16 protein-coding genes and 1 pseudogene are annotated in these 23,314 nt (G+C 45.3%); 4 read left to right on the top strand and 13 right to left on the bottom strand.

Going from position 1 to position 23,314, the window contains the following annotated elements:
- Positions 1 to 181 precede the first annotated feature (181 nt).
- Both HW560_RS14140 and HW560_RS14135 read right to left on the bottom strand, forming a co-directional pair.
- Complete coding sequence (locus HW560_RS14140; RefSeq protein WP_179263582.1) at positions 182 to 2,251, bottom strand: beta-xylosidase family glycoside hydrolase; 2,070 nt, start codon at positions 2,249 to 2,251, stop codon at positions 182 to 184.
- A gap of 77 nt (positions 2,252 to 2,328) precedes the next feature.
- Positions 2,329 to 4,236, bottom strand: coding sequence for a carbohydrate-binding protein (locus HW560_RS14135; RefSeq protein ID WP_179263580.1), 1,908 nt, complete (start codon positions 4,234 to 4,236; stop codon positions 2,329 to 2,331).
- A 514-nt stretch (positions 4,237 to 4,750) separates the two neighbouring features.
- Here HW560_RS14135 and HW560_RS14130 point away from each other — a divergent pair.
- Positions 4,751 to 5,938, top strand: coding sequence for an aminotransferase class I/II-fold pyridoxal phosphate-dependent enzyme (locus HW560_RS14130; protein WP_090903710.1), 1,188 nt, complete (start codon positions 4,751 to 4,753; stop codon positions 5,936 to 5,938).
- Positions 5,939 to 6,103: 165 nt separating this feature from the next.
- Here HW560_RS14130 and HW560_RS14125 read toward each other — a convergent pair whose 3' ends face one another.
- From HW560_RS14125 to HW560_RS14115, 3 genes are all read right to left on the bottom strand, one after another.
- Positions 6,104 to 8,152, bottom strand: coding sequence for an iron ABC transporter permease (locus HW560_RS14125; RefSeq protein ID WP_090903711.1), 2,049 nt, complete (start codon positions 8,150 to 8,152; stop codon positions 6,104 to 6,106).
- The gene (locus HW560_RS14120; RefSeq protein ID WP_090903712.1) at positions 8,149 to 9,150 is read right to left on the bottom strand and encodes an ABC transporter substrate-binding protein; all 1,002 of its coding nucleotides are present in this window, start codon (positions 9,148 to 9,150) and stop codon (positions 8,149 to 8,151) included. Before HW560_RS14120 ends, HW560_RS14125 begins: the two co-directional genes overlap by 4 nt.
- Positions 9,151 to 9,382: 232 nt before the next feature.
- Entirely contained in the window at positions 9,383 to 9,925 is a 543-nt protein-coding gene (locus HW560_RS14115) for a CueP family metal-binding protein (RefSeq protein ID WP_090903713.1), read from the bottom strand.
- 156 nt (positions 9,926 to 10,081) lie between these two features.
- On the opposite strand from HW560_RS14115, the gene HW560_RS14110 reads away from it, so the two are divergent.
- Positions 10,082 to 10,738, top strand: coding sequence for a TetR/AcrR family transcriptional regulator (locus HW560_RS14110; RefSeq protein WP_179263578.1), 657 nt, complete (start codon positions 10,082 to 10,084; stop codon positions 10,736 to 10,738).
- A gap of 39 nt (positions 10,739 to 10,777) precedes the next feature.
- Here the strand turns inward: HW560_RS14110 and HW560_RS14105 are convergent, their stop codons facing one another.
- Complete coding sequence (locus HW560_RS14105; RefSeq protein WP_090903715.1) at positions 10,778 to 11,548, bottom strand: SDR family NAD(P)-dependent oxidoreductase; 771 nt, start codon at positions 11,546 to 11,548, stop codon at positions 10,778 to 10,780.
- Positions 11,549 to 11,909: 361 nt separating this feature from the next.
- On the opposite strand from HW560_RS14105, the gene HW560_RS14100 reads away from it, so the two are divergent.
- Entirely contained in the window at positions 11,910 to 12,680 is a 771-nt protein-coding gene (locus tag HW560_RS14100; RefSeq protein WP_257031910.1) for an undecaprenyl pyrophosphate synthase, read from the top strand.
- Between the two features lie 23 nt (positions 12,681 to 12,703).
- Here HW560_RS14100 and HW560_RS14095 read toward each other — a convergent pair whose 3' ends face one another.
- Entirely contained in the window at positions 12,704 to 13,636 is a 933-nt protein-coding gene (locus HW560_RS14095; RefSeq protein WP_257031909.1) for an alpha/beta fold hydrolase, read from the bottom strand.
- Between the two features lie 111 nt (positions 13,637 to 13,747).
- On the opposite strand from HW560_RS14095, the gene HW560_RS14090 reads away from it, so the two are divergent.
- On the top strand, positions 13,748 to 14,461 hold the full coding sequence (locus HW560_RS14090; RefSeq protein ID WP_090903716.1) for a MerR family transcriptional regulator: 714 nt from the start codon (positions 13,748 to 13,750) through the stop codon (positions 14,459 to 14,461).
- Positions 14,462 to 14,574: 113 nt separating this feature from the next.
- On the opposite strand, the gene HW560_RS14085 is transcribed toward HW560_RS14090, so the two are convergent.
- The 6 genes and pseudogenes from HW560_RS14085 to HW560_RS14060 all read right to left on the bottom strand — a co-directional run.
- Positions 14,575 to 15,612: an NAD(P)/FAD-dependent oxidoreductase gene (locus HW560_RS14085; RefSeq protein WP_179263576.1), complete on the bottom strand. Its 1,038-nt coding sequence runs from the start codon at positions 15,610 to 15,612 to the stop codon at positions 14,575 to 14,577.
- A complete protein-coding gene (locus tag HW560_RS14080; RefSeq protein WP_090903718.1) occupies positions 15,613 to 16,587 on the bottom strand; it encodes an ABC transporter substrate-binding protein in 975 nt (324 codons plus the stop codon).
- A gap of 115 nt (positions 16,588 to 16,702) precedes the next feature.
- The gene (locus HW560_RS14075; protein ID WP_257031908.1) at positions 16,703 to 18,313 is read right to left on the bottom strand and encodes a helix-turn-helix domain-containing protein; all 1,611 of its coding nucleotides are present in this window, start codon (positions 18,311 to 18,313) and stop codon (positions 16,703 to 16,705) included.
- Between the two features lie 84 nt (positions 18,314 to 18,397).
- A complete protein-coding gene (locus tag HW560_RS14070) occupies positions 18,398 to 19,774 on the bottom strand; it encodes a PTS sugar transporter subunit IIC (protein ID WP_179263574.1) in 1,377 nt (458 codons plus the stop codon).
- A gap of 206 nt (positions 19,775 to 19,980) precedes the next feature.
- Positions 19,981 to 22,713: a diadenylate cyclase gene (locus HW560_RS14065; protein ID WP_179263572.1), complete on the bottom strand. Its 2,733-nt coding sequence runs from the start codon at positions 22,711 to 22,713 to the stop codon at positions 19,981 to 19,983.
- A 148-nt stretch (positions 22,714 to 22,861) separates the two neighbouring features.
- Positions 22,862 to 23,161, bottom strand: a pseudogene (locus HW560_RS14060) (hydroxylamine reductase); the annotation flags it as partial.
- Positions 23,162 to 23,314: the final 153 nt, after the last annotated feature.

The raw sequence follows: 23,314 nt of genomic DNA, 5'->3' as shown, positions 1-23,314 counted from the left end.
AAGCTCACGCCATAAGTTTCATACTCTTCTATTTTAAGGGTAATTGCACGAAAAATCATATCATTTATACCAAATAAGTTGAGGCGAGCCTTGGCCCAGCTCCGTAGAAAATGAATTAAACCCCCGCATAGCTTCATGCGAGGGTTCAACATTTTAAAAAGAATGGTGCCTCATGCTTCAATTACTCTACACGGAAGTAGTCGAAATCAACAAACCCTCCCGTGGACTTGGTTGCATAATTGAACAAAGCAAAACGGTAGCCCATAAAGTGCGGCAGCGTATAAGACATCTGCAGCGTGTTTCCGATGGTTGTCCAGTTAGTACCTTCCAGACTATACGCAAAGTAGGCTTTGTCCGTTTGATTGGTGAAATCGCACATCACCCGGAAGTACACCCTGTTCTGGTTCAACGGCACACTGGCCACCTCGGTCGTCGTTCCCGAGCCAGCATTGACCATGACGATGGATTTGGCATTCCCCGACACCTTCACGCCGACGAAGCCGTACCTCGCTTGAAAAGCGGCAAGCCCGGCATAATCGCCGTCCTTCATGCCTGCTGTTTCCATCGCCACCATACCTGTGCTTTTCGGTCCGAACGTTCTTTGGGTCAATGTATTTCTGGCCTCCAGAATGCTGGGACTTACTTTACCCGTTGTCAGTCTCATGAAGCCGGAGCGCTGTGTCAGCGACCAGTTGACCGGATCAGGATTGTGATTCCACTGCCAGAATTTCGCAAGACCTGTGCTTGTTCCTCCAGTCGCAGCAGTTGTATTGAATGAAACATCGTCTACATAGAAATCCATCAGATCATTGGCAGGGTCTGGATTCGAGCTGTACGGCGTCTCAAGAAATACGAAGGTCTGTGACAGGTCCGCATTAGCCGGAACCGTGTACGTTCCCTGAATCGTACCCCATTGCCCCCGGGTCAGCGTCGCACTGCCCATAATGGAAATGCCCATATAGCTCGGCCCATTCTGAATGCTCAAGTTGAACGTTTTGGTTGCGGGACCGGTCGTGTATTTTACTTTTGCCGAAAAGGTATACATGCCGCCCTGCGTCACCTTGCCCGTAATCACCTGTTTCACCCCGCCAGCCGTCTGTTGTCGGCCACTGACCAGCAAGCTTTTGGAGCCGCCAAAAAACTCTGAGGAGGTAGCCGCAATGGATGCCGTATTGTTGCTGGTCCACGGACTCAGGCTGGCCTCTTCGAAACCACCGTTGACTAATAACGGCTGCACCGAACCCGTATCTGTGCCCGATCCGGCGTTAAATTCGTCAGAGCCATAAATCTTTTTCGCCGGATACCCCTCCACTGGAACATTCATCGTCAGCGGAACCTTGCCATTCACGCCAAAGACAGGCCAGTTGTCAGACCATGTTACCGGAACAAGGTAAGGAATACGTCCGACTGCGCCGCTATCTCTGAAGAGCAGACCATACCAGGAACCTGCGGCTGTATCGACAATTCCTCCCTGGGCAATGCCTGAATCCCTTAGTACAACACGGCCTGTATACGGCCCGGTCAAGCTGTCCGCACGATAGACAATTTGAACGCGACCATCCCCTGTAGGCCAAGCGATCAGAAACACATAATACTTCCCGTTAATCTTCTGAATGTGGGCACCCTCAGCCTTCACAATGAAATTCGAGCCAGCCACATTGCTGGCGTTGGCAATAAGAACCTGATTCAGGCCGCCCGCTTTGACTGCCGTTGCCTCCGCATTAAGCTCAACGATGCTGATATTGTCAGTACCATGGACCAGAAATACCCGCCCGTTGTCAAAAAGCAGGGAAGCATCGTGATAATAGCTGCCCAAAGTAGCTATTGTCCATGGGCCTGTCTCAATATTGCTGGTCTTATAGATATAGGTTTTGCCCGTAGAGAGCGAGCTAAAGGCTACATAATAGACACCGTTGTTATATCTCAGACTGCTCGCCCAGGAGCCTCTTCCATATTCATTCAGACTATTGTTCAAATTATGGGAGTCGGTGTTTGCATACGTATCATAGACATAATTCACAATTTCCCAATTCACGAGATCGTATGATTTCATGATTGGTACTCCCGGGTTCATATGCATCGTGGTACTGGTCATATAATACGCATTGCCTACCCGAATCACGTCGCTATCCGGCACATCGGCATGAATTACGGGATTGCTAAACGTCGTAGCCGCCGAAGTGGGAGCCACGGGAAACGACATGACAAACAGCGGTAGAACCAGTAATAAAAGGCCTATCCTCTTCCACATTCGCATGCCTCCTGATCGTTCTCAGAATCATTGAAACATATGCCAATCACAGGAATTTCAGATCTTATAATGAATGATCACAAGGAATATTCGATATAATCCACATACGCATCCCATGTCCCGTTGTCCGTGGTCACGATCAGCTTGACCTCCTGGTTACCCGTTGCATGTGTAATGTTGGACAGGGTTTGAACGGTTGGCGCCGTTCCAGTGAAATAAAAGGAACCATGTGTTACACCGCCAATGACCAGATCCACTCTTGCTGTACTGCTGTTATTGGAAGCCCCACGAACCGAGAATTGATGAGTTGGATTGCCAAAGTATTGGTTATACGCCACAGCATCCTGATTAGCATATAAAGCTACCCCGTTGAAGGGGGAACTGATCGTTCCCGCATATGGACCACTAATGGTCATACTCTCGGCTTCAACCTTGGTGACCGGATTGCTGGATGTGTTGTTGCCAAACTGCCAGTAATCCAGATTGAACAGATTAGCACCGCCTGTACCCGTGAACACCAGATACAATCGGTGTACACCTGTGGCATTATTTACGGTGGTTTGAACTTCCTTCCAGGTCTGTGCACCACCCGTTGAAGCTACATTAAGCGTGCCTACAAGTGGGCCTGTCGCGCTGTCGAGACGAACTTCGATTTTGCCGCCTACGGTTGAAGCGACATTGGCTTTGAAGGTATTAGCGCCAGCAGAACCAAAGTCCACGTTACCCACGGCAATCCAGTCGCCATTATGAATATTCGTGACATTCTGGTTGCTGAACGGTCCACCACTAGCCTGAGATGCCTCGGTTGTGATTCCCGCTTGCCATCCAATCGTCTCAGCCTCCACCCGGTTATATGGGTTCAGATTGGCGATCTGCGAAATGCCCGCTAGGTTGCCCTGCACCTCCTGGATCGTGCCATCCGCATTATGCACCACCCTGTTGATATTCGGCGAACGGTATCCCTTGCCATCACCATGCTGAGCTTTACTCACCGTTTGGGCATGGTACACGGTGTACCACTGGTTATTGAAATTAAATACAGCATGGTGATTGTTCCCGCCAACACCGAAGAAGGCATACGGATTTTTCAAAAAATGACCTTTGTACGTAAACGGACCCATAGGACTGTCACTTACCATGTAACCAATCTCTCCTGCCGGATAGGCAGCCGGGTGTGTGCTTGAAAAGTTAATGCAGTACGAGTAATAATATTTACCGTTGTACTTATGAATGCCCGAATCCTCGAACAAATAAGGCGCATCAATGGTGACCGCACTGCCAACGACACTGGTCATATTGTCTCCCAGCCTGAGCACACGGGCCGTTTTGGGATTCGCAATCGAGGCTGGATCGGAAGTATTCGGTATGCCCCCACCGACATACAGGTATCCTGTACCATCATCATCAACCAGCACTGCCGGGTCAAAAAGCCATGTCACACCTGACATGCCTGGCGTACCGTGTGTTACCAGCGCCTTGCCAAGCGGGTCGCTCCACGGTCCAATGGGTGAATCCGCCGTAAGCACACCAATGCCTGATGCACTGTTCGCAAAGTAAAGAAAGAACTTGTCCTTTCCTGCTATGCTTTTTTTGGCAACGGCCGGAGCCCAGGAGCCCCAGGCCCACTTGGCAATACCTTGCCCGTTATTGGCATTATTGCTGCCTGCCACCGGAATGGCCCCGTGGTCTGTCCAGTTCACCATGTCGGCAGAGGATATGACATGAACTTTATTCAGCATGCTGAAGTCATTTTCTTTTACCGTACCATTACTGTTGTACACATAAGAATCACTTGACATATAGACGTAGACTCGGCCGTTGTGTACCAGCACATAAGGATCGGCTCCCAATTTATGATCCATGAGCGGGTTCGCGTTTCCAGGAAGCTTTGCTAGAGGCTGATTGGCAGCATGGGTGATTCCCATAGGCAAACCACTAAATATCAGAACAAATGCCATTAAAAATATCAACCGTTTTCGAATCATTCATTTCCCCTCCAATTTGAATTGAATTTGTTTTAAAGACGTGAATCCTTGATCGCTCACCTCCCTTCTCGCAGAGTGCCTCCTGGAAAAACGTTAGCATATATGGTTTAAGTCGAGCCTCTCTCAACCGGTTCTGCAAGGTTCATCATGGCTCAGACAATAACCCTTGAATAAATCTGAAGACCGGAGAATGAAATCACAGCAAGTTATATAATTACTCCGGTTGTTCAATGCAAACGCTTTCAATATGATGGAATAAAAAAACGCTTTTAGCGGATTTGATACAGAGTGTTGTTTTAATGTAATTATTTTCTATATATAGAAAATAATTCTTTAATTAGAGATATCATAACATACTATATTCAAAATACAACTATTTTCTAAGCTTTATCTTCAACGTTTGGAAGTGCGGTGCATGAAGATCATCTGCCTCTCTTCTCATTTGACCTTTCTCCATTTATGATAGAAATAGTGAGAATAGAAAGACAGAATCAGTTATGGGAGCTGTGTAATCATGAAGTTTGCTAAACGTATGGAACATTTCAGTGAAGGGATATTCACCCGTTTGCTGGAGATCAAGAGGCAACGACTGGAGAATGGAGAACCTGTCATTGATCTAAGTGTAGGTACACCCAATATTCCCCCGGCCCAACATATCATGACGGCTTTATGCGAGGCAGCAGCAGATGCTTCAAACTATACATATGCTGTAAATGATCAGAGCGAATTGCTGCAGGCAGTCAGTGAATGGTACAAGCGGCGTTACCATGTTGAACTGAACCCGAAAACCCAAATTTGCTCCTTGCTTGGATCACAGGAAGGCCTTGCCCACATTTCGTTGGCGATTGTTGATGAAGGAGATCTGGTCCTTGTACCCGATCCTTGTTATCCGGTCTTTGCTGATGGACCTCTACTGGCAGGAGCCGAGCTGTATTATATGCCCCAAAAAGAAGAACACGGGTATGTTATTCAACTCCAGGACATTCCTGAAGCGGTTGCGCGCAAAGCAAAATTCATGCTTGTATCCTATCCGAACAATCCGACGACAGCGATGGCACCCGATCAGTTCTATCTGGATCTGATTGAGTTTGCCAAGAAATATGACATTATCGTTCTCCATGACAATGCCTACAGCGAGCTGGTGTTCGATGGGAAAACGTGCGGAAGTTTCCTAGCTTATCCCGGCGCGATGGATGTTGGTATTGAATTCAACTCGTTATCCAAAACCTATGGATTGGCCGGGGCACGGATCGGCTTTTGTGTGGGGAACCCGGATGTGGTATCTGTGCTTAAAAAGCTGAAATCCAACATGGATTACGGCATGTTTCTTCCGATTCAAAAGGCAGCCATTGCTGCAATCACAGGGGATCAGAGTGAAGTTGAGCGGGTTAGAGATATCTACGAGGAGCGCAGAGATGTCCTGTGCGAAGGATTCACCAACCTCGGTTGGCATATCGCCAAATCCGAAGCCACCATGTTCATCTGGAGTCGGATTCCAGACCACTACGATACCTCAGAACAGTTTGCCATGGATTTGGTTACACAAGCGGGTGTAATCGTAACGCCAGGAAGTGCCTTCGGCCCTTCCGGTGAAGGATATGTGAGATTCGCTTTGGTTCAGGATAAAGAAACGTTGCAGCAAGCGATCCTATCGGTAGATAACAGTGGAATGCTGAAAAACAACTCCGTTATACCACAATAAGAGTTCTGCGTTACTTGTCAGAGATATCCCCCACTGTAGATCAGGGGGATTTTTATTATTTTTAGGCCGGGTAACAAAAGGGGATACCTGACTTGATCAGACATGCGGAACAAACAGGTAAACAATGAAAAGCCTGCTCAATGGCAGGCTTCCTGAATTTAAAAATTATATTGACTTGCGCAAGTTGGAACGATACATCAGATACAGGAAATACGGTGTGCCAATGATCGCAATGAGTATTCCGGATGGAATCTCTGTTGGCGCCATGACAGTTCTCCCGATCGTATCGGCCAGCACCAGCATGACAGCCCCCGCCAATGCGGATAAAAACATCGATCGTCTTAATTTGTGTCCCGTGAGCAAGCGAACCATATGGGGTGCAATAAGACCGATAAAGCCGACAGTCCCTACACAGGCAACAGCCCCTGCTGCTAGTAACACCCCTGTCGTCATTGCTAGTAATCGTGTTCGCCGCACGCTCAGTCCAAGTCCTGATGCGCTATTGTCGTCGAATACCAACAATTCAAATCTGCGAGCCAACCACCAGGCTACCGGAACCAGAATAATTAAAAACAGGCCGATAATTTTAACCTGATCCCAGGTCCGGGCATAGGTACTCCCTGTTAGCCAGATGTATCCACTACTACCGTATACCGCACCACGGACAATCAGAATCTGAATTCCTGCTCCTGCAATGGCAGACATCGCAATTCCCAGCAGCACAACCGCAGATGGGTTCAGCCCTTTTTTCCAAGAGAGGGAGAAAACAACTACTGCGGCGATGGCTGCACCGATGATTGCCGCGATCGGCAGCAAATACATAGGAAGACCCGGGAACAAAATGATGACCATCATTGCTCCAAGCCCTGCACCAGAGGATACCCCAACAATTGAGGCATCCGCCAGCGGATTACGTACCGCCATCTGAATGAGCACACCGCTGATCGCCAGTGCAGCCCCTGCACCTGCGGCAACTAGCGTACGCGGAATTCGAAGTTGAACCAACGCAGAGAATAGTCCATCTGATTGGAATAGACTTGGTAACAGATCAGCCAGCGGAATTCGCATACCGCCAAACATGGTACTTAGCAAGATCAGCACTACAGTGATGACCGAAAATATGACAGCCACTGGGCCGAATGCAAAGCGACGTGAAGGTGTTCCTGTGCTCATTGAAGTGGACATGCCCGACCCGTTCGCTGCCTTCATGCGTGTGAGTACAAGCCAGATCAGCCACGGTGCACCAATAATCGCCATTACAGCACCTGTCGGCAGCTCCATGCTGGAGTTATGCACCATCTTGGCGAGTACGTCCGCACCAACCAGGAGAGCCGCTCCCCATATAAAAACACCGGGCAGCACTAACCGATTGGAGCGTACTCCACTCAATCGGACTAAATGTGGTGCCACTAGTCCCACGAAGCCAATTGGCCCGATTACACTGACAATCACCGCAGCCAGCAATACCGCGATAATCAAACCACCGGCACGAGCGAGTCCAACCTTTTGTCCCAATGAGGACGCCGTTGATTCATCCAGCTCCAGCATATCCCACTGTCTGGACAAGATTAGCGCGAGAATAGTAATACCAATCACCCATGGCCATGCATAAGCTACGCCACTCCAGTCATTCTGGACGAGTGTTCCTGAACCCCAAAGAAACAGCCCCTGCGTTTCCATGGAGAAAAAAATATGCAGTGCGCTTGTAAATGAACCAAGCACCATAGACACAATCATACCGGACAATGCAAGTCGTACCGGGCTGGATCTTCGTCCGCCACCCATGAAATAAGCTGCGAATGCTGCCACCAGACCACCAAGAGCTGCAAATAGAAAAGGTGACTGACCGAGCAAGCCCGGAAAAAGAATGGTTCCCAGCACCACGATAAAGTACGCTCCTGCATTAATGCCCAGCGTGTCTGATGCAGCGAGCGGATTTCGAGTAATCGTCTGTAACAGCGCTCCCGCTACAGCCAAAGCCCCTCCTGCAATAATACCAATAACCGTACGTGGCATACGCAAATCCCAAATCATATTGTGCTCTAAAGTATTCTGTCTGCCAGTAAGTGCGTCCCAAACGGTGTGTAATGAAATGGCTGCTTCACCATAACAAAGGCTTACAAAAAAAAGCACGATGAGAGCGGATAGACCGCCCCCATATATGCTTATTGTACGCCAGTTCATTGCTGGCCTAGTTGCCTGAACCGAACTCATTTGGTAATCGCCTCAACAACGCCATCAACCAACGCTTTGGAGGAAATGGGTCCACCAAATGTCCATGTCGTGCTATCCAGTTGATATGTGCGTTTTTCCTTGACAAAGTTGAGTCCGTTCCACACCGAATTATCTTTCATTGCTGTGCCAAAAACATCATCGTCTGGCTGTGTAATATAAATGAAGTTACTATCCTGTACATCAGATAAGGATTCAATCCCCACTGTAGAGAAACCATAACCTTCTAATTTTTCCGGCTGCCAATCGTTAACCAAACCAATCTTGTTCAACGTTCCAATCACGACCGAGTTATCGGTAAACATGCGCAGACTGGCCGCATTTTGATACGTGAATGCCTGTGTCAGAGCAAAGTGGAAATTATCTTTACCTGCAGCAGCCAGTTTTTCTTTGGCTTCTGCATAATGCTGATCCAGTTCATCTAGTACTTGCTTCGCTTTGTCCTCTTTACCAAGGGCAGTTGCGATGTTATTAAAGATCTCTGTCATTTTGTCATAATTATAGCCATCGCCATCATACGGGTCGTATTCGATCGTTGGTGCAATTGCATTAAGCTGATCGTAAACCGCATTATTATTGTCTGCATTGGCAATAATGAGATCCGGCTTCAATGCAGCGATGGCTTCCAGATTCGGCTCACTCCGAGTTCCAATATCCGTTACACTGTCATCCAGCCCTGCTTCGGATGATACATATACTTTGTAATTGGCGTTATCTGCATTACCAACTGGTTGAACGCCCAATGCAACCACATCTTCGGTGTATGTCCATTCCAACGTAACCACTCGCTCTGCAGGCTTGTCCAGCGTCAGCTCTCCGCGTTTATGCTTCACCGTCACAGGACCTGCTGTCTCTTCTGCCGGAGCACTACCGGAATCAGCATCCTTACTTGCATCTGTAGTAGTATTGGCTTTACCGCATCCTGCCAGGACTAGCACAAACGTCAGCATGATCAAAAGTCCTTTTAATCCTTTTTTCATATCTCTTTTCTCCCCTATTTATATGTATTTATATGATAACAATTATCATTATCACTAATGGATTATCCAGTAGAATTGCGATTTTGTCAATTCAAAAGAGTTATTATTTTTCATGTTCAAAACCTTCCCTGTCATCGCATGAACAGGAAAAAATGAAAGAACCCGCAATTCAAGGCGGGTCTGGATCACATCGAAAGTTTTGAAAAGATGATAGAATGCACCGTACGACGTTTTAACTCAACTGCATCGTTGTGATGCACGTATTATCTTCTTCATAGGTAGATAGCTGTGTCTCTGCAACCTTTCCATCATGCACCACACGAATGAGGTATGATTTATCTCTGGCTAGCCAAAAATCCATAAAACCGTTGGAGCCGGCCTTCATCTCAGCATCCTTCATGAGCGTATTCCCTTCGGAATCATGAATCGTCACAATGAACTTCTTATTTTTCATTTCGCCCTGACATCCGGTTAGGCTATGAATTGCACAAGGATGAGTCTGTTCCACATAGGGTGCAATGGAAAGGAAAAATTCATTTTGAGGCAAGTCGTAGGTTGTCGTTTGGTTACCTTTATCCGTGACGATTAACTGGGTGGCATTAATGGAGGCCGATTCCGGTGTCTCCTTGCCTGTACTGATATCTTCTACTATTTTCTTGATATTGGGCGCTTCCGCCTTATCTGCTTCTTCTTTCCCCACAAGGTTTGCTATCAGATAGGCCCCCAACACAATTACAACTACAAAGCCGGTAATGATCCACATTTGTTTTTTCAACTGGAGTTCATCTCCTCGTCCGTTTTGGTTTATTATAATGTAGAACGAACCATCATGGACTGAAAGCGCATGTAATTCACCATTTATTCACATATTTGTATGCTTCTTTCGCATCATGTTAGATGTATCATTGATCAGCAAAGGAGGATGTGTATAATGCATAAATCCCTATCTATACCCGACATGGATCGCAGAGTCCACAGATCCAAACAGGCCCTGAAAGCCTCATTGTTAGAATGGATGTCGCGTAAGCCGTTCGAGAGTATTACCATCACCGATATCGTGAAATTGGCCGATGTGAACCGCAGTACCTTTTACAAACATTATGTATATAGAGAAGACTTACTCAACGAAATTTTGAAAGACGTGATGGCAGATCTGATCTTCGCCTACCGTGCCCCTTACCAGCACTACCGGGATTTCGGAATCATGGACCTGAACGCTTCAGCTATCAAAATTTTCGACCATGTTCTTGGCCATGCCACCTTCTATGCCTTGCTGGTTAACACAAACATGCTTTCAGGTTTTCGGGATACACTCTATGAAACGCTCAAAACTCTGTATCTGGAGGATGTAACCGATATGTCGCCAGACCCCCGAGTGAACAAGGAGCTTCTTGCCTGTTACCAGGCCAATGCAGTTCTTGGTTTAATTACAGGATGGGTGCAAAGCAACTTCAAATACAGTGCCTCCTATATGGCGGAGCAGCTGCTGGAATTTACACGCATGAATCGCTCCAATGAAGTTTACCGTTCGAATTTGAATCCATCATTGGATGAAATGGAAAGAGGCACCGCCTCTCATGACAACTGAGAAACCAGTACCTCTTTGAATGCTTCGATCACTTTGCTATTAGTTGCTGATCCAGCCACCATCCACTGGCAGCTCCACACCTGTGATAAATTTGGATTCATCAGAAGCTAAGAACAAGTAGGCATAGGCGATATCCATGGACTCTCCAGCATGCGGAGGCAGTGGGGCGAGATTTTTGTAATGCTCTCCCATCTCCACTTGGGACTTGATGCCCGCTTTTTCCACCATGCCGGTAAACACAGCCCCTGGATGTACAGAGTTCACACGAATGTTATCTTTGGCGAACCATTGTGCACCATGTTTGGTCAGTGAACGCACAGATCCCTTGGAAGCACTGTATGCTGCGCCCTGGGCATCGGCGATTCCGCCAATGATGGCAGCGATGGAGGACGTATTTACGATGGAGCCTTGTCCATTTTGCTGCATATAAGGGATAACCGCCTTCATTCCCAGCCATACACCTGTACCGTTAATGGACATGACCTTGTCCCAATCTTCCAATTCTGCTTCCAGAATGCCTTTGGCGATGTGAATGCCGGCATTGTTGACCAGAATATCAATTTTTCCATAGTTTGCGATGGTTTCTTCCACAACTGCATTCCATGATTCCGGACTGGATACATCCAGCTTTACTGCAATCGCTTCGCCGCCGTCAGCTTCGATCTGTTTCACTTGCTCCTGCAAAGCGTCAATCGCTACATCGGTAGCAACTACCTTCGCTCCTTCTCTGGCAAACAATTGAGCCCCAGCCAATCCCATACCACTCGCGGCACCGGTTATAATTGCAACTTTTCCAGTTAATCTTCCCATGTCCAATCATCCTTTCCAAATGAAGATGGATGTTCTATAAGACACATCCGACCTTGTTGACACCTTTAGTATACGGATGAAATGAAAGCTCTTTCAATCAGCAAACGAGCAGGCTTTTGTAGGATAACCGATAGTTGTGTGCGGCTCTGTTCATTCCCTGTAAGTAATCCCACAGATGAAGGGTTATTTGTTGTTTAACATCGAGGTGATCCTTCTGCATCTTGGTGACATTGTAAACCTATCATGGCTTGTCCCTGTGCAATCCTATATAATAGACGTAAATTATGGGAATCATTTTGAATATTTGAATTCATTTTACGAGTCTAACTCATTCTAGCTTGAGGATCAGGAGGAATTGCCATTGAAATGGAACCGTATACATAAAGAAAAACCTAATACCATCCATTCCATCGACTGGAACGGATTCATCCCGAAGCATATCGCAATTATGATGGATGGAAATGGAAGATGGGCGACGAGAAGAGGACTGCCTCGAAGTGCCGGGCACTATGCAGGAATGCAGACGATGCGGGAAACGATAAGCATGTGCCACAAAAACGGGATTGCTTCGCTCACTCTTTACGCCTTCTCTACGGAAAACTGGAAAAGGCCCAAGGAAGAGGTCGACTACATCATTAGTCTGGTGGTCGAATTTGTACAGGATACAACTGTTCAGGAACTGAATCAGAATAATATCAAAGTTAATTTTATTGGAGATATCTCAAAATTCCCAGACGAAACACAGGAAGCGATGCGCAAAGTGGTGGAACTAACCCAAACGAACAACGGGATGGCTGTGTATTTTGCAATGAATTATGGAGGTAAAAACGATATTGTGCAAGCCATCAAAACGTACATCGTTGAAAACAATGAAGAAAACAAAGAAACCTCGGAAATCTCCGAGGCGGAATTCGAAAAGTTTTTGTATACCGGACTCAATCCTGCCCCCGATCTGTTAATCCGAACCAGTGGGGAGAAACGGTTAAGCAATTTCCTATTATGGCAAGCCGCTTATTCCGAGCTCTGGTTTACGGACGTGATGTGGCCGGATTTCAACGAGCAATTGTTATACGAATCCATTCTGGATTATCAGCAGCGCAAACAAAGAGCATTAGACGATGTAACGCAGTAATCCAACATTGTTTCTGCTGATCCTCAGCTTAAATGAGCTTTTAACCAGGGAAGGATAATAGGGAGAACGGTACTGGGCTGCATCGCTTTGGTGTGATCCATATCCGCTCCCTTGATGATTTCGACGGTCCAGCCGAGGTTTTCAAGAACGGGTTTATGCTTTTGCAATCGTCCAGCGATATCCACCGTCACACTGCCAAATTTCTCACCATACACAATCGTATCTCTCTCTCCTGCAAAAGCCAATCTGGGGATATTCAACTGAGTTTGAATACGTTGGTCATCGAAATCAATTAAACCTTGATACAAGGTCGCAAATTGTTTCGTTTGAGCCGGATCGATCTTTAACTCCACGTTGTCCCAATCCAATTGATCCGGACTCAATTCTTCTACTTTCATTAGAGCTTCTGCTGAGTGTATTTCTCCCGATTCTTCATGCTGCTTCAATGCTCCCTCATATGTCTTTGTGGTCACTACTCGCATTTCATCATACGGCCCTTCGTATGGCGGGAATCCTCCCATAATGAGACTTTCCATGCGGTCAGTCCGTAGGGCTAACTGAAGCCCGACAAGAGCCAGCCAGGAGTATCCATAATAACTAAATCGATTCACATTCATCTGATCCGCAATTCGTAACAAATCCTGAGCGATATATTCAGGCGTAAAATGTTCCGGATGGGGATGTGCCATGTAGTGGCCTTCATAATCAAAATGCAGGATCTGAAATTCACCGGAAAGTCCGTCGATAAACTTTGCACTCAATTCAGGATCAACCCCCCATAACTTTAGGGTTTCGGCTTCTTGTCCGGTTACGGGCTTTTTGGCTGTGGGCAGCATAATGACGCTACGATCTTGCGCTCCCGTCAGACCCACTTCAAGCTGCGAACCATTTAACAAAGTAATCATTTTCTGCAATTGAACCAGTCCTTTACTGTTGATATCCTCAGTGTATAACATGGATGCAATCTTCCGGTTTTCAATATAAAATGTGGATAAAATATGGACTTTGGCGGGTTGTATGTTAGTGTAGCACTTGAAGGTTTTACTTGAAGCATGAGGAGAAGAAACATGAACCGAGCATATACACCTGGGCAGATTGCCACAAGGCTGGATGTAAGTACGACTACACTGCGACGGTATGAAAAGGAGAACCTCATTCCCGACGTTCCACGGACCGTCAGTAATCACAGGTACTATACCCCTGTTCATCTTCAGTCTTTTGTTGCCATTCGTTTATTATTGAAAGGATATGAGATTCCCGTTGTATACGAGGTTATGAGAAAAGTAAAACAGGGCGATACGATGGATGCTCTCTGGCTTATGAACCAGCAGCTGTACAACAGCCAACTGGAGAAGCAACGAATGGAAGACATATGGAAGATGGTGCAACAGGTGGATTTTGCTAACGATCAAAAGAGGGGAACGACGGAGGCGATGACGATTGGAAAAGCTGCCGAAGCAGCCGGGGTCAACACTTCTGCTATCAGGCATTGGGAAACCGAAGGCTTAATTTGCTCCGAAAGAGACCCTAACAACGGTTATCGAATGTATACCCGAGCCGAGTTAAGAAAGATATTGGTCATTAGCAGTTTAAGAAAATCCGTCTACTACATTGAACATATGAAAGAGCTTCTGAACACTGTCGGCACGCAGGATTATACACAGATCAATAAAGCCTTCCAGCTGGCCCTGCAAAAGCTTAACAACCAACTGACTCTGCAATTTGCAGGCGTGAAGGAACTTATGACATATATTGAGTTACTTCAGGAATCACAAGGATAACCTATTGGTTAGTTCTGGTTGGAAGTTTTAATGAAAGAAGCCCGACCATGTCCGAGAAATTCTCAACACGGGTCGGGCTTCTTACTATTACTTCACGTTCTACACATGCTGATTTACAGGGTAGAAATAGCTTTGTTTTTCTCAAAGAACCTTGCATTATGGGACGATACCCCTGCCATTTCGGAAGCGGTCGGCTCCAGATAGAGCTTGGCACTGTTTACTGCCAGTACGGCATCATTAAATGCACCAGCAATCAGACGGACTTTGCTTCCATAGGTAATGAAATCACCTGCTCCGAATATTCCCGGCTGACTTGTGCACATTCGCGGATCAACCGAGATACCGTAATCTTCACGTTCCAGTCCCCAATGGACCAAGTTACCGAAATCACGATCGTATCCATGGCTTACAACCACTTCATCCACTTCAATTGGCATGATTTCTTCATTGTCTACATGGACCAGTTCAACACGGCCTATTTTGTCTCCTGTACCATATAGGCGCGATATGCTGTAAGGGGTCAAGACTTGGGCAAAAGCTTTCATCTGGGCAACAGGCAGCTCATGTGCCGTAAACTCCTTGCGTCTGTGCACCACAATGACCTCCTGCGCCAATCCCTCCATTTCATTCGCCCAATCTATTGCGGAATCCCCGCCTCCCGAGATCAGCACACGTTTATCCTTGAATCTGGACAGATCCGTAATGGTATAGTGTAGATTCGTCAGCTCATACCGATTTGCGCCTTCAATATCCAGCTTCTGAACCTGCGTCATGCCTCTGCCTGCACATAACAAAATCGTACGTGTGTAATGACGCTCTCCTGTCTTTGAGGTGAGTACAAATACTTGATCATCGCGTCGTTCCATCTGAGCAATTTCCTGGCCGAATACAATGGTTGGATCGAAGGTTCTTGCCTGTCTTTCCAGGGAATCGATCAATTTCTCACAACGAATCGGATCAACTCCACCTACATCCCAGACCAGTTTCTCCGGGTACGTGCGCATAAATCCGCCCAATTCCTGTTTGGCTTCAATGATTTTGGTACGCATGGCTCTCATCCCGCTGTAAAATGCAGCATACATTCCTGCAGGTCCACCACCAACAATCGTAATATCGTAAATGTCCAATTGCTGCTCCGCTCCAGTATTCATCTAGGGCACCAACTTTTCAACGACATAATCCAACAAATTGGCCGACCCAATCGGACCCACACCTGTTACAAAATCACTCGTTTTCAGCGGAAAGACATGATTGTCTTTCACTGCGTTCAAGCTTGCCCACACTTTGCTTTCTTTCAGATTATCCATGGATTCCTTCGTATCATAGCCTTTCAGCGTCCTGTCTTCTAGAAAAATATAATCCGGGTTCATTTCCGGCAAAAATTCCAGGGAAAACTGGCTAAACCAATCTGTAGAGTCTTTGATGACTTCAGGGCTGTTCAGACCCAAGGTTTCATAGAAAAAGACACTGCTGCTTCCTCCTTTGGGACCCATGAAACGGTAACGATTGTGCTCCACTCGAAGAACCAGCACGGTTTTGTCGCCGATGGCTTGAGAAATTTTCTCCTGTGCCTGCTTCGCCTTCTCATCAAATTCAGCCAGCACTTTGGCAGATTCCTCTGTCTTGTCAAAGACCGCAGCCAGCTTCGGCATGGCCATCTGCATTTCACTGTTGGAATCCAGAGCGACCGTTGGAGCAATCTTGGATAGTTCATCATATACGCCTTGTTCCATGCCTACGCCCGCGCTAACAATCATATCAGGTGACAACGTGAGCAATTGTTCATAATTATATTGATATTGTTCCGCTTCAATCATTTGGACCCCATGTTCCTCAAAATAAGACGCACGATATTCCGGTTCAATCTCCGGAACAAATATAACCATCTGCGGTGTAACGCCCATCTCAATTAAGTACTCGGCATAGATAGAATCCAGTACAAGCATATTTTGAGGATTCGTAGGAATCGTCACCTCTCCAAACTGATCCCGAACAACCTTCGTTTCATTTTTCCCTGCCGTTTTTGCTGAAGCTTCCACTTCCTTATCAGAAGTACCGGAACAGGCGGAAAGCACCAAACTTAGCGCCAACAGCACCATTCCAAAACCCTTAAACCTTCGTGACATGGTCTACTCGCCCCTTATGTAATATTGATAATGATAATTATTATCAAATACTAGCAAATAGGAAGCGTTCCTTCCATAGGAGATGGTGCGTATTCCGTTGGATTATTGTGCTCTATCATACATTGGTGACCAGACTATTCACAATTTCATTCAAAATCATTTGGTGTCCGATAATTCCACGGCCATCCACCCACAGGCGAGTATCCACGAGAAATACCCTGTTGTTTTTTACAGCCTTCAAGTCATTCCATTGGAAGCTCTCCACCAACTTCTTCATATTTTCTTCAGCACTAAAGTGCTGCATGACTCGTTTCTCCACAAAGAGGTAATCGGGATTGGCTTTGGCCAACAAGTCGAGTGAGCAAGGATTAAACCACGCCTCCCCTGATTGCAATGGCTGCGGCAGAGTTAAACGGAGCTGTTCGTACAGTAAATGGGATACCCCATTAGAATGACCACCCATATAACGATAACCAAACGGTTCTACCCTCAGTACCATCACGGTAGTGGAAGATTGGACAAGATGCTGTAGTTGCTGCTGTGCTTTGTTTACTTCCAATTTCATCTGCGTATGAAGTTTATGGGCAGTATCTTCTCGATGAAACACGCTTGCCAGTTGATGGAGCAGAGCCTCCACATCGTTATTTAAACCGGTTATAATAGGCGAAATTGTGCGCAGTCTTTGCTTGATCTCTTCTGTCCAAAAGTTTCCCACAATCCATTCGGGCTGAACTTGCCGAATCTGTTCCACATCCAGCTCATATTGCGACACTTCCATCATCTTCACCTGATGCATGTCAAATAGTTCATGTTGATGTTCAGGCAAAAGCAAAGGAGTTACCACAACGGCATGTGGAATAATCCCCAAGTGAATCATCATTTCCGCACAAAGCGGGGAAAGACATACGATTTTACGCTGGGGCAGCGTTTGTGCATAATTTCTCGGGGACACACCCGTTAACTGTTTGAAACGACGACTGAAATAATGTGCATCCTCGAATCCAGTCTTCTTCGCAATGTCCTGAGATGTCGCCGTTGTTAACAACAGCTCCTCTTGAGCACGATAGATTCGATAATAAGCGAGGTAATCCAGAGGCGGCTTTCCATAACGCTCACTGAATTTGCGGGAATAATGCCAGGGACTGATGCCTGCGATCTCAGCCAATTGCTTTCGTGTGATGACCTGTTCATAATGCTGCTGCATGTAATCCACAGAACGAAGAATGCCTTGTTCAACAGTCGGCTCCTCTTCCATCAACTCCCGGTATACATGTTGCAGCAGTTCATACACCAAAAGCTGATTTCTAACCCGGACGGCATTGGGATCAGGAGAACCCGCTTCACTCCAATGTAGGCTGAGACTCGCCAGTGTGCCACCGGTTAATTTCACTTTTTGATACGTGTCTCCTGACGGTACATGCCATTCATATTTTTCCACTTCACCTCGATCTGGGAACATCGTGTATGTATCAAACTGAACATGCCATCCGGCCAGATCCAGATTGCCACCCTCAATCACTTCAATCACAGAGTTTTCTTGCACAGCAATTAACTCCCCATAAGATACCTGGACCCTATGACCATTAATATTCCAGATCGCTTTCCCGTCGAGGATAAGTAGCAAGGCATGACTTGAAAAGTGATGCAGCTTGCCCCCAGTCATCCATTGGTCTGTCAGTGGCTGGGTTGACTTCCATTGAGCCATCCACTCTATGTTGTTGGGCATTTTTGTTATCCTTTCTGCGGCCGTCGTGTTATTAACTCTACAATACACGAAAACCCGCACCATCAGGTACGGGCTTTTCTTAATTTATACGTGTTTCCGTTCCTTTCCTAACATCCAGTAGGTGAATACACCTGACACACAGAAGGAAACAATTATACCCACACAGACATGCAGCAGATTCAGACTCCCTACTTCCATAAATAGCGGAAGTTCCAGTAGACTTCCGGACCCACCCAATGCAACTGCTTTGACGGACAACAGCCCGAAATACAGTCCTCCTGCAGCACCGCCCAGCAATGCCGAATAAAATGAAGCCCTCTTTCTCATATTGACCGCATACATCGCAGGCTCTGGAACACCTAATAGAGCTGTTCCTGTTGCCCAGAAAGCCAGCTTCCTGAATTCCCGCCGTTTGCTTCTCAGCCCAGTAGCCAGTGAAGCTCCTGCTTGTGCAACGAAGGCAACTAACATGACAGGGAGAATGAGGGAGTAACCATTCACCATCAATTCATTGATTATCATAGGTAAAAGCCAGTAATGTAATCCAGCGATCATCATTAGGGAATAAACCGCTCCCAGTAGCATAATGGCAACAACCGGGGCATCATTCAGTAATGAATCGACAACATCCGGTAACTGCTGATCAATCCAAGTACCGATTGGACCAAGTATGATTAGAACCAGTGGAACGAGAATCAGAAACGTCAACAATGGAGCAAGAATTCCTTTAAAGACTCTTGGGCTTATTCGCTCAACGACTCTTTCCAGATAGGACAACGCACATATCGTCAAAATCACCCAAATGGAAGCTGAAAAAAAGAACGCTTGTGACACGATGGGTACTCCCATAAAGTGAACATCCTCTTCACCTGACAATAAAGCGGTCATTTGCGGGTAGAACATTAGTCCACCAATCGCTGCGGCAACATAAACATTGCTTTTTATCCGATAGGCTGTACTGATGGCTACCAGGATGGGCAACAGATAATACACACTATCTCCAATGGATTTAAATATCAGGAATGTCTGACTGTCCATCAACGAAGAGGAATCTGTAGAACTGTAAACGTTAAATAACGTAATGATGGCTAGCACAATCTTGAGCACTGCAGCGCCCAGGATGGCGGGCATCAGAGGCCTGAACACATCGGAAATAAAATATAACAATGATTTTTTACGGGTACGCCTTATTTCTGGCAGTGCGCCCCCTTCTGCTTTCCCCACTCCCATGCCCTGTAGCGTATTATATAGTTGGGAGGATTCGTCCTCATGTGATATAGAGCAATACTCTCCTGTTATACGAATATCGACGCCAAGATCCAATACATCAGATACTGATATATCCATTCGATTGCGGTCACGCAATATCAACGTAGTGGTATCCATGTCACGCTGCACACGACGAATATTTTCCTTTCCCCCTGCGAGTTTCAACAGTGCTTCGATTTGCTTGTCATTCATATGTACCTTCTCCTTATGCTGCGGTAAACCCGAGTTTTATGATGTGCCCTTTTCTATATACACATTTCCATGAAAAAACTTCAATAGGATAAAAAAACTAATTCCCCTTTTATTTCATGGTTTTTGCGCAAGGTATATTAGCCTAAATTCCTCATGGTACAACAAAGAGCCCGTTCAACGGGCCTCTTCATCTCACCTCTCAGAAGTTATAATTCCTTGTTTTGTTCACTACTGAATGCTGCTTCCTGAGTATCTAAACCATGTTGCGCCTTCGACTCCAAAGCACTAAAGAAATTATCCAATTCCTCATAATTTTGGTTCTCATTTTTCTGTACAAGTTCCCGATAAAAGCTAACAACATCAAGAGTGATATCTGAATTGGACTCCATTAAACTTTTTATTTTCTCAAAGTTATAAGTCCTTTCTTCATCTTCGCTGGAAACGAAGTATCCTTCGATATAATCTTTTACTGCATCCAAAGGTTTATCCATTTCTTCCAACACACCTGCCCGATTATTGAGAATAACTCTAACTGATGGTTCCCATTCAAGAGCCTTCGAAAATGCTGCCAAACTTTCTTCCAAATAATTCGAATGTTCCGTTTCGTTCGTCGAATTTTTCATAAGTTGTGAGTAACAAATACCTTTATTATTATACAACCATGCCAAATTTTCTCTATTTTTATCTTGTATAAATATTCTTCTGGCTATTGATTCTTCTAATAGAGAAAGGCTTTTAAGTAACCAACCATGCCTTTCTTTTTTACTGCCTTTCGATATTTTAGCTTGCTCTAGATATGCTGTTCCAGCGTTTCCTGTATACAAAAAATCATTACTCGTGTCAATCTCAATCGCAGTCTCAAACATAACGGTAGCATCCATAAGAAGTCCTAAATGAAAATAACAGACTCCCCTCCAATTATGATATTTAGCCGGAATAAACGTATTCCCGGCTATACCAAAGGCTTCATCATAATACAATCTGGCTTTATCGTATTTTTGCTTCGATCCAAATTTTTGTGCCAAACTCATAAGCGGCTGAAAATCTGTTTTTTTGAGTTTCAGCAACTGTCCTTCTTTTCTCTGAAGCAATAAATCACGCTCAGGTTCCTCACGTTGGTCCAATACATCAATGATCTCCTCCACAAGATCCAGCACCTTCTCTTCATCATCAAACGATGGTATCACATCAATCATGCCATCCTCTGATATAATTACAATTACACATTTCTTTCCTTCTGACTCCAATTTGGAATAATATCTATAGGCAGAATTGAATCTTGCCCCTCGACTTGCATCTCCGAGTTCCGGCTGTGCAATCCCATCAAGAATGACTCCAATCGCATGACACTTAGCCTCCGTGTCGAAATAAATTGCGCCATCAATAGCGGTGAGGAACTTGATATGATCGGGATGTACTACACACGGTTCAATCAGAGTAGATTGTTTTCTCAGAATATCAAGCTCTTTCTCTGCAGTTGTAGAATCCGTTATGACTACCATCGTTCCATGACGCTGCTCACGTGCTTTTCGTATAATCTGTTCTAACATGGGAATATTGTCTGAAGCTAAGGGGGCACCCTCCCCCTGAAACGTCTCTCTCAAAATGGCGACCATACGCTCAGAAGTATACCCTTCTTCTCCAATTTTAGGATTTTTAAACATAACCGAAACCAGAGTTTGGTAAGTGAGTTCATAGTCTGTATTGGAACGATATATCGTCTTTTCACCTTCAAGAATAAGTTCCCCAGCAACATTTGGAGATTGATCAAAATTGATCGAGACAAGATTGTATTTTGAGATCCCTTTGAAATCAATACGGAAACTAGTTGTTTCCTTGAGTTTGTCCCACTCGATTTCTCCCACACCATACACCCAGTTTCCATCGGAAATCAGATATAGATGTTTCTTCACATTGGTCATTTCGAGCAATTTTCGAATTCTTTTAGCATCTTCTATACTAATTAAATCATCAGCTTTGAATTCGATTGCAAATTTAACAGGTCCTTGCTTTACTTTGATATCGGAATTCCTCAAAAACAGCATGGAACCAAATGGACTAGCTCCTTCATAAGTTTGTGTGGAAATGTCGTCAATGTTCTCTAATAAATTGTTGATATAATATTCACTTTTTACTGTATTTGAATACTCACTTACAATATTACTACTGCTTTGTTGGAGGATCATTTGCATTTTCCCAAAAAATAAACGGTTAATTCTCCTTAAGAATTGGACTTCGTTCTCTTGATATTTCCTTATAAGTTCATACTTACTACTATTTTCAGATAGAACCTTTAGCTCAAGTTTACCTTCTGTAAAAAAATCCAAAAAGAAATAGTCCAGGACCATTCGTATAAACGAAACCTCTGGCTTGCTGTAATACGTATGCTGCACATTTGGCTCCAGATTTCTGATTCCCAACAAATAGATAACAGTATACGGACCCTCTGTCTGCTGGCTAACTTCGAAGGTTCCTGCGTAAAGTAAACGATGATCTTCTATGTATTCCTTTGTGAGTTGAGCAGATTCGTCATTTGAAGCAGATTCTATGGACCCGGATGAGATTGGTACCGAATGAAACTGCTCAGTATATTGCTGAACATAGCTTTGCTTGCTTGCAGTGATGAGTTCATGCAGACTTTCCTTCGTTAATGTGTCTTCCTGCTGCACAAGTAATCCAAGCTCACTGTATACTTGCTTAATCTCTTGCAAAGGATCATTTACATACTCATATCTGGTAGTACATTCTGTTGGGTTCTTGTCGTTTTTAGCTTGAGTAGATATCGTTTTTTTGACTCTGCGAATTTCATCAGCTTTGTTATTATTATCAATGGCAATCGAGTATAACCGAAAATGAATCCGGTGGTTTAACCTTTTCAAAATAGCTTCAATATGTTGATAGATGATCGTGTTGATCTCTTCAAGTTGATTATATTGCATTTCACAACTCCTATTTTGGTTTTTTAACCCATACATCCTATCACGTTAATCGTAACCTCCGCAAGACATATCACATATGCACCTTTCTCTTAACAATGTAAAAAAAACACCATTTGACGGGTATCATTCTAACATTGATCCGTTCGTCTTACGACAATGCCAGCATGGCGCTCATGTCTTCCTTTGCCGTTGTAATCAGCTTCAAGCCAAACATATCCACAAATACATCCAACACACCGGGCGATATTAACTCAGGAGGTTTTGGCCCAATCCGGATATTCTGAATGCCGAGACTGAACAGGCCGAGCAGGATGGCAACTGCTTTTTGCTCAAACCAGGACAGGACAATGCTGACTGACATTTCTTTCACAGTACAGCCAAAAGCATCAGCTAATGCCATCGCAATTTTCACTGTAGAACCAGAGTTGTTGCATTGCCCCAGATCGATAGGCCATATCCAGATGTTCCTGCACATTAAAGTTGGAATTGGTCAACGACATGTACGAAGCCTCATGTGTAATGCGATCGACCTCTGGATCGTGATAACCGAACTGCCGTGCATGTGTTGGTGCAACGCACAGAAGATACCACACGTAATCAT

The sequence above is a fragment of the Paenibacillus sp. E222 genome (assembly GCF_013401555.1).
Taxonomy (GTDB): Bacteria; Bacillota; Bacilli; order Paenibacillales; family Paenibacillaceae; genus Paenibacillus.
This window is presented reverse-complemented; position numbering and strand designations above follow the sequence as displayed.

Bases quoted from the DNA above. Each gene is read 5' to 3' on its own strand.
- HW560_RS14140 (WP_179263582.1), bottom strand. From the start codon at position 2,251: ATGTGGAAGAGGATAGGCCTTTTATTACTGGTTCTACCGCTGTTTGTC.
- HW560_RS14135 (WP_179263580.1), bottom strand. From the start codon at position 4,236: ATGATTCGAAAACGGTTGATATTTTTAATGGCATTTGTTCTGATATTT.
- HW560_RS14130 (WP_090903710.1), top strand. From the start codon at position 4,751: ATGAAGTTTGCTAAACGTATGGAACATTTCAGTGAAGGGATATTCACC.
- HW560_RS14125 (WP_090903711.1), bottom strand. From the start codon at position 8,152: ATGAGTTCGGTTCAGGCAACTAGGCCAGCAATGAACTGGCGTACAATA.
- HW560_RS14120 (WP_090903712.1), bottom strand. From the start codon at position 9,150: ATGAAAAAAGGATTAAAAGGACTTTTGATCATGCTGACGTTTGTGCTA.
- HW560_RS14110 (WP_179263578.1), top strand. From the start codon at position 10,082: ATGCATAAATCCCTATCTATACCCGACATGGATCGCAGAGTCCACAGA.
- HW560_RS14105 (WP_090903715.1), bottom strand. From the start codon at position 11,548: ATGGGAAGATTAACTGGAAAAGTTGCAATTATAACCGGTGCCGCGAGT.
- HW560_RS14095 (WP_257031909.1), bottom strand. From the start codon at position 13,636: ATGTTATACACTGAGGATATCAACAGTAAAGGACTGGTTCAATTGCAG.
- HW560_RS14090 (WP_090903716.1), top strand. From the start codon at position 13,748: ATGAACCGAGCATATACACCTGGGCAGATTGCCACAAGGCTGGATGTA.
- HW560_RS14085 (WP_179263576.1), bottom strand. From the start codon at position 15,612: ATGAATACTGGAGCGGAGCAGCAATTGGACATTTACGATATTACGATT.
- HW560_RS14080 (WP_090903718.1), bottom strand. From the start codon at position 16,587: ATGTCACGAAGGTTTAAGGGTTTTGGAATGGTGCTGTTGGCGCTAAGT.
- HW560_RS14075 (WP_257031908.1), bottom strand. From the start codon at position 18,313: ATGCCCAACAACATAGAGTGGATGGCTCAATGGAAGTCAACCCAGCCA.
- HW560_RS14070 (WP_179263574.1), bottom strand. From the start codon at position 19,774: ATGAATGACAAGCAAATCGAAGCACTGTTGAAACTCGCAGGGGGAAAG.
- HW560_RS14065 (WP_179263572.1), bottom strand. From the start codon at position 22,713: ATGCAATATAATCAACTTGAAGAGATCAACACGATCATCTATCAACAT.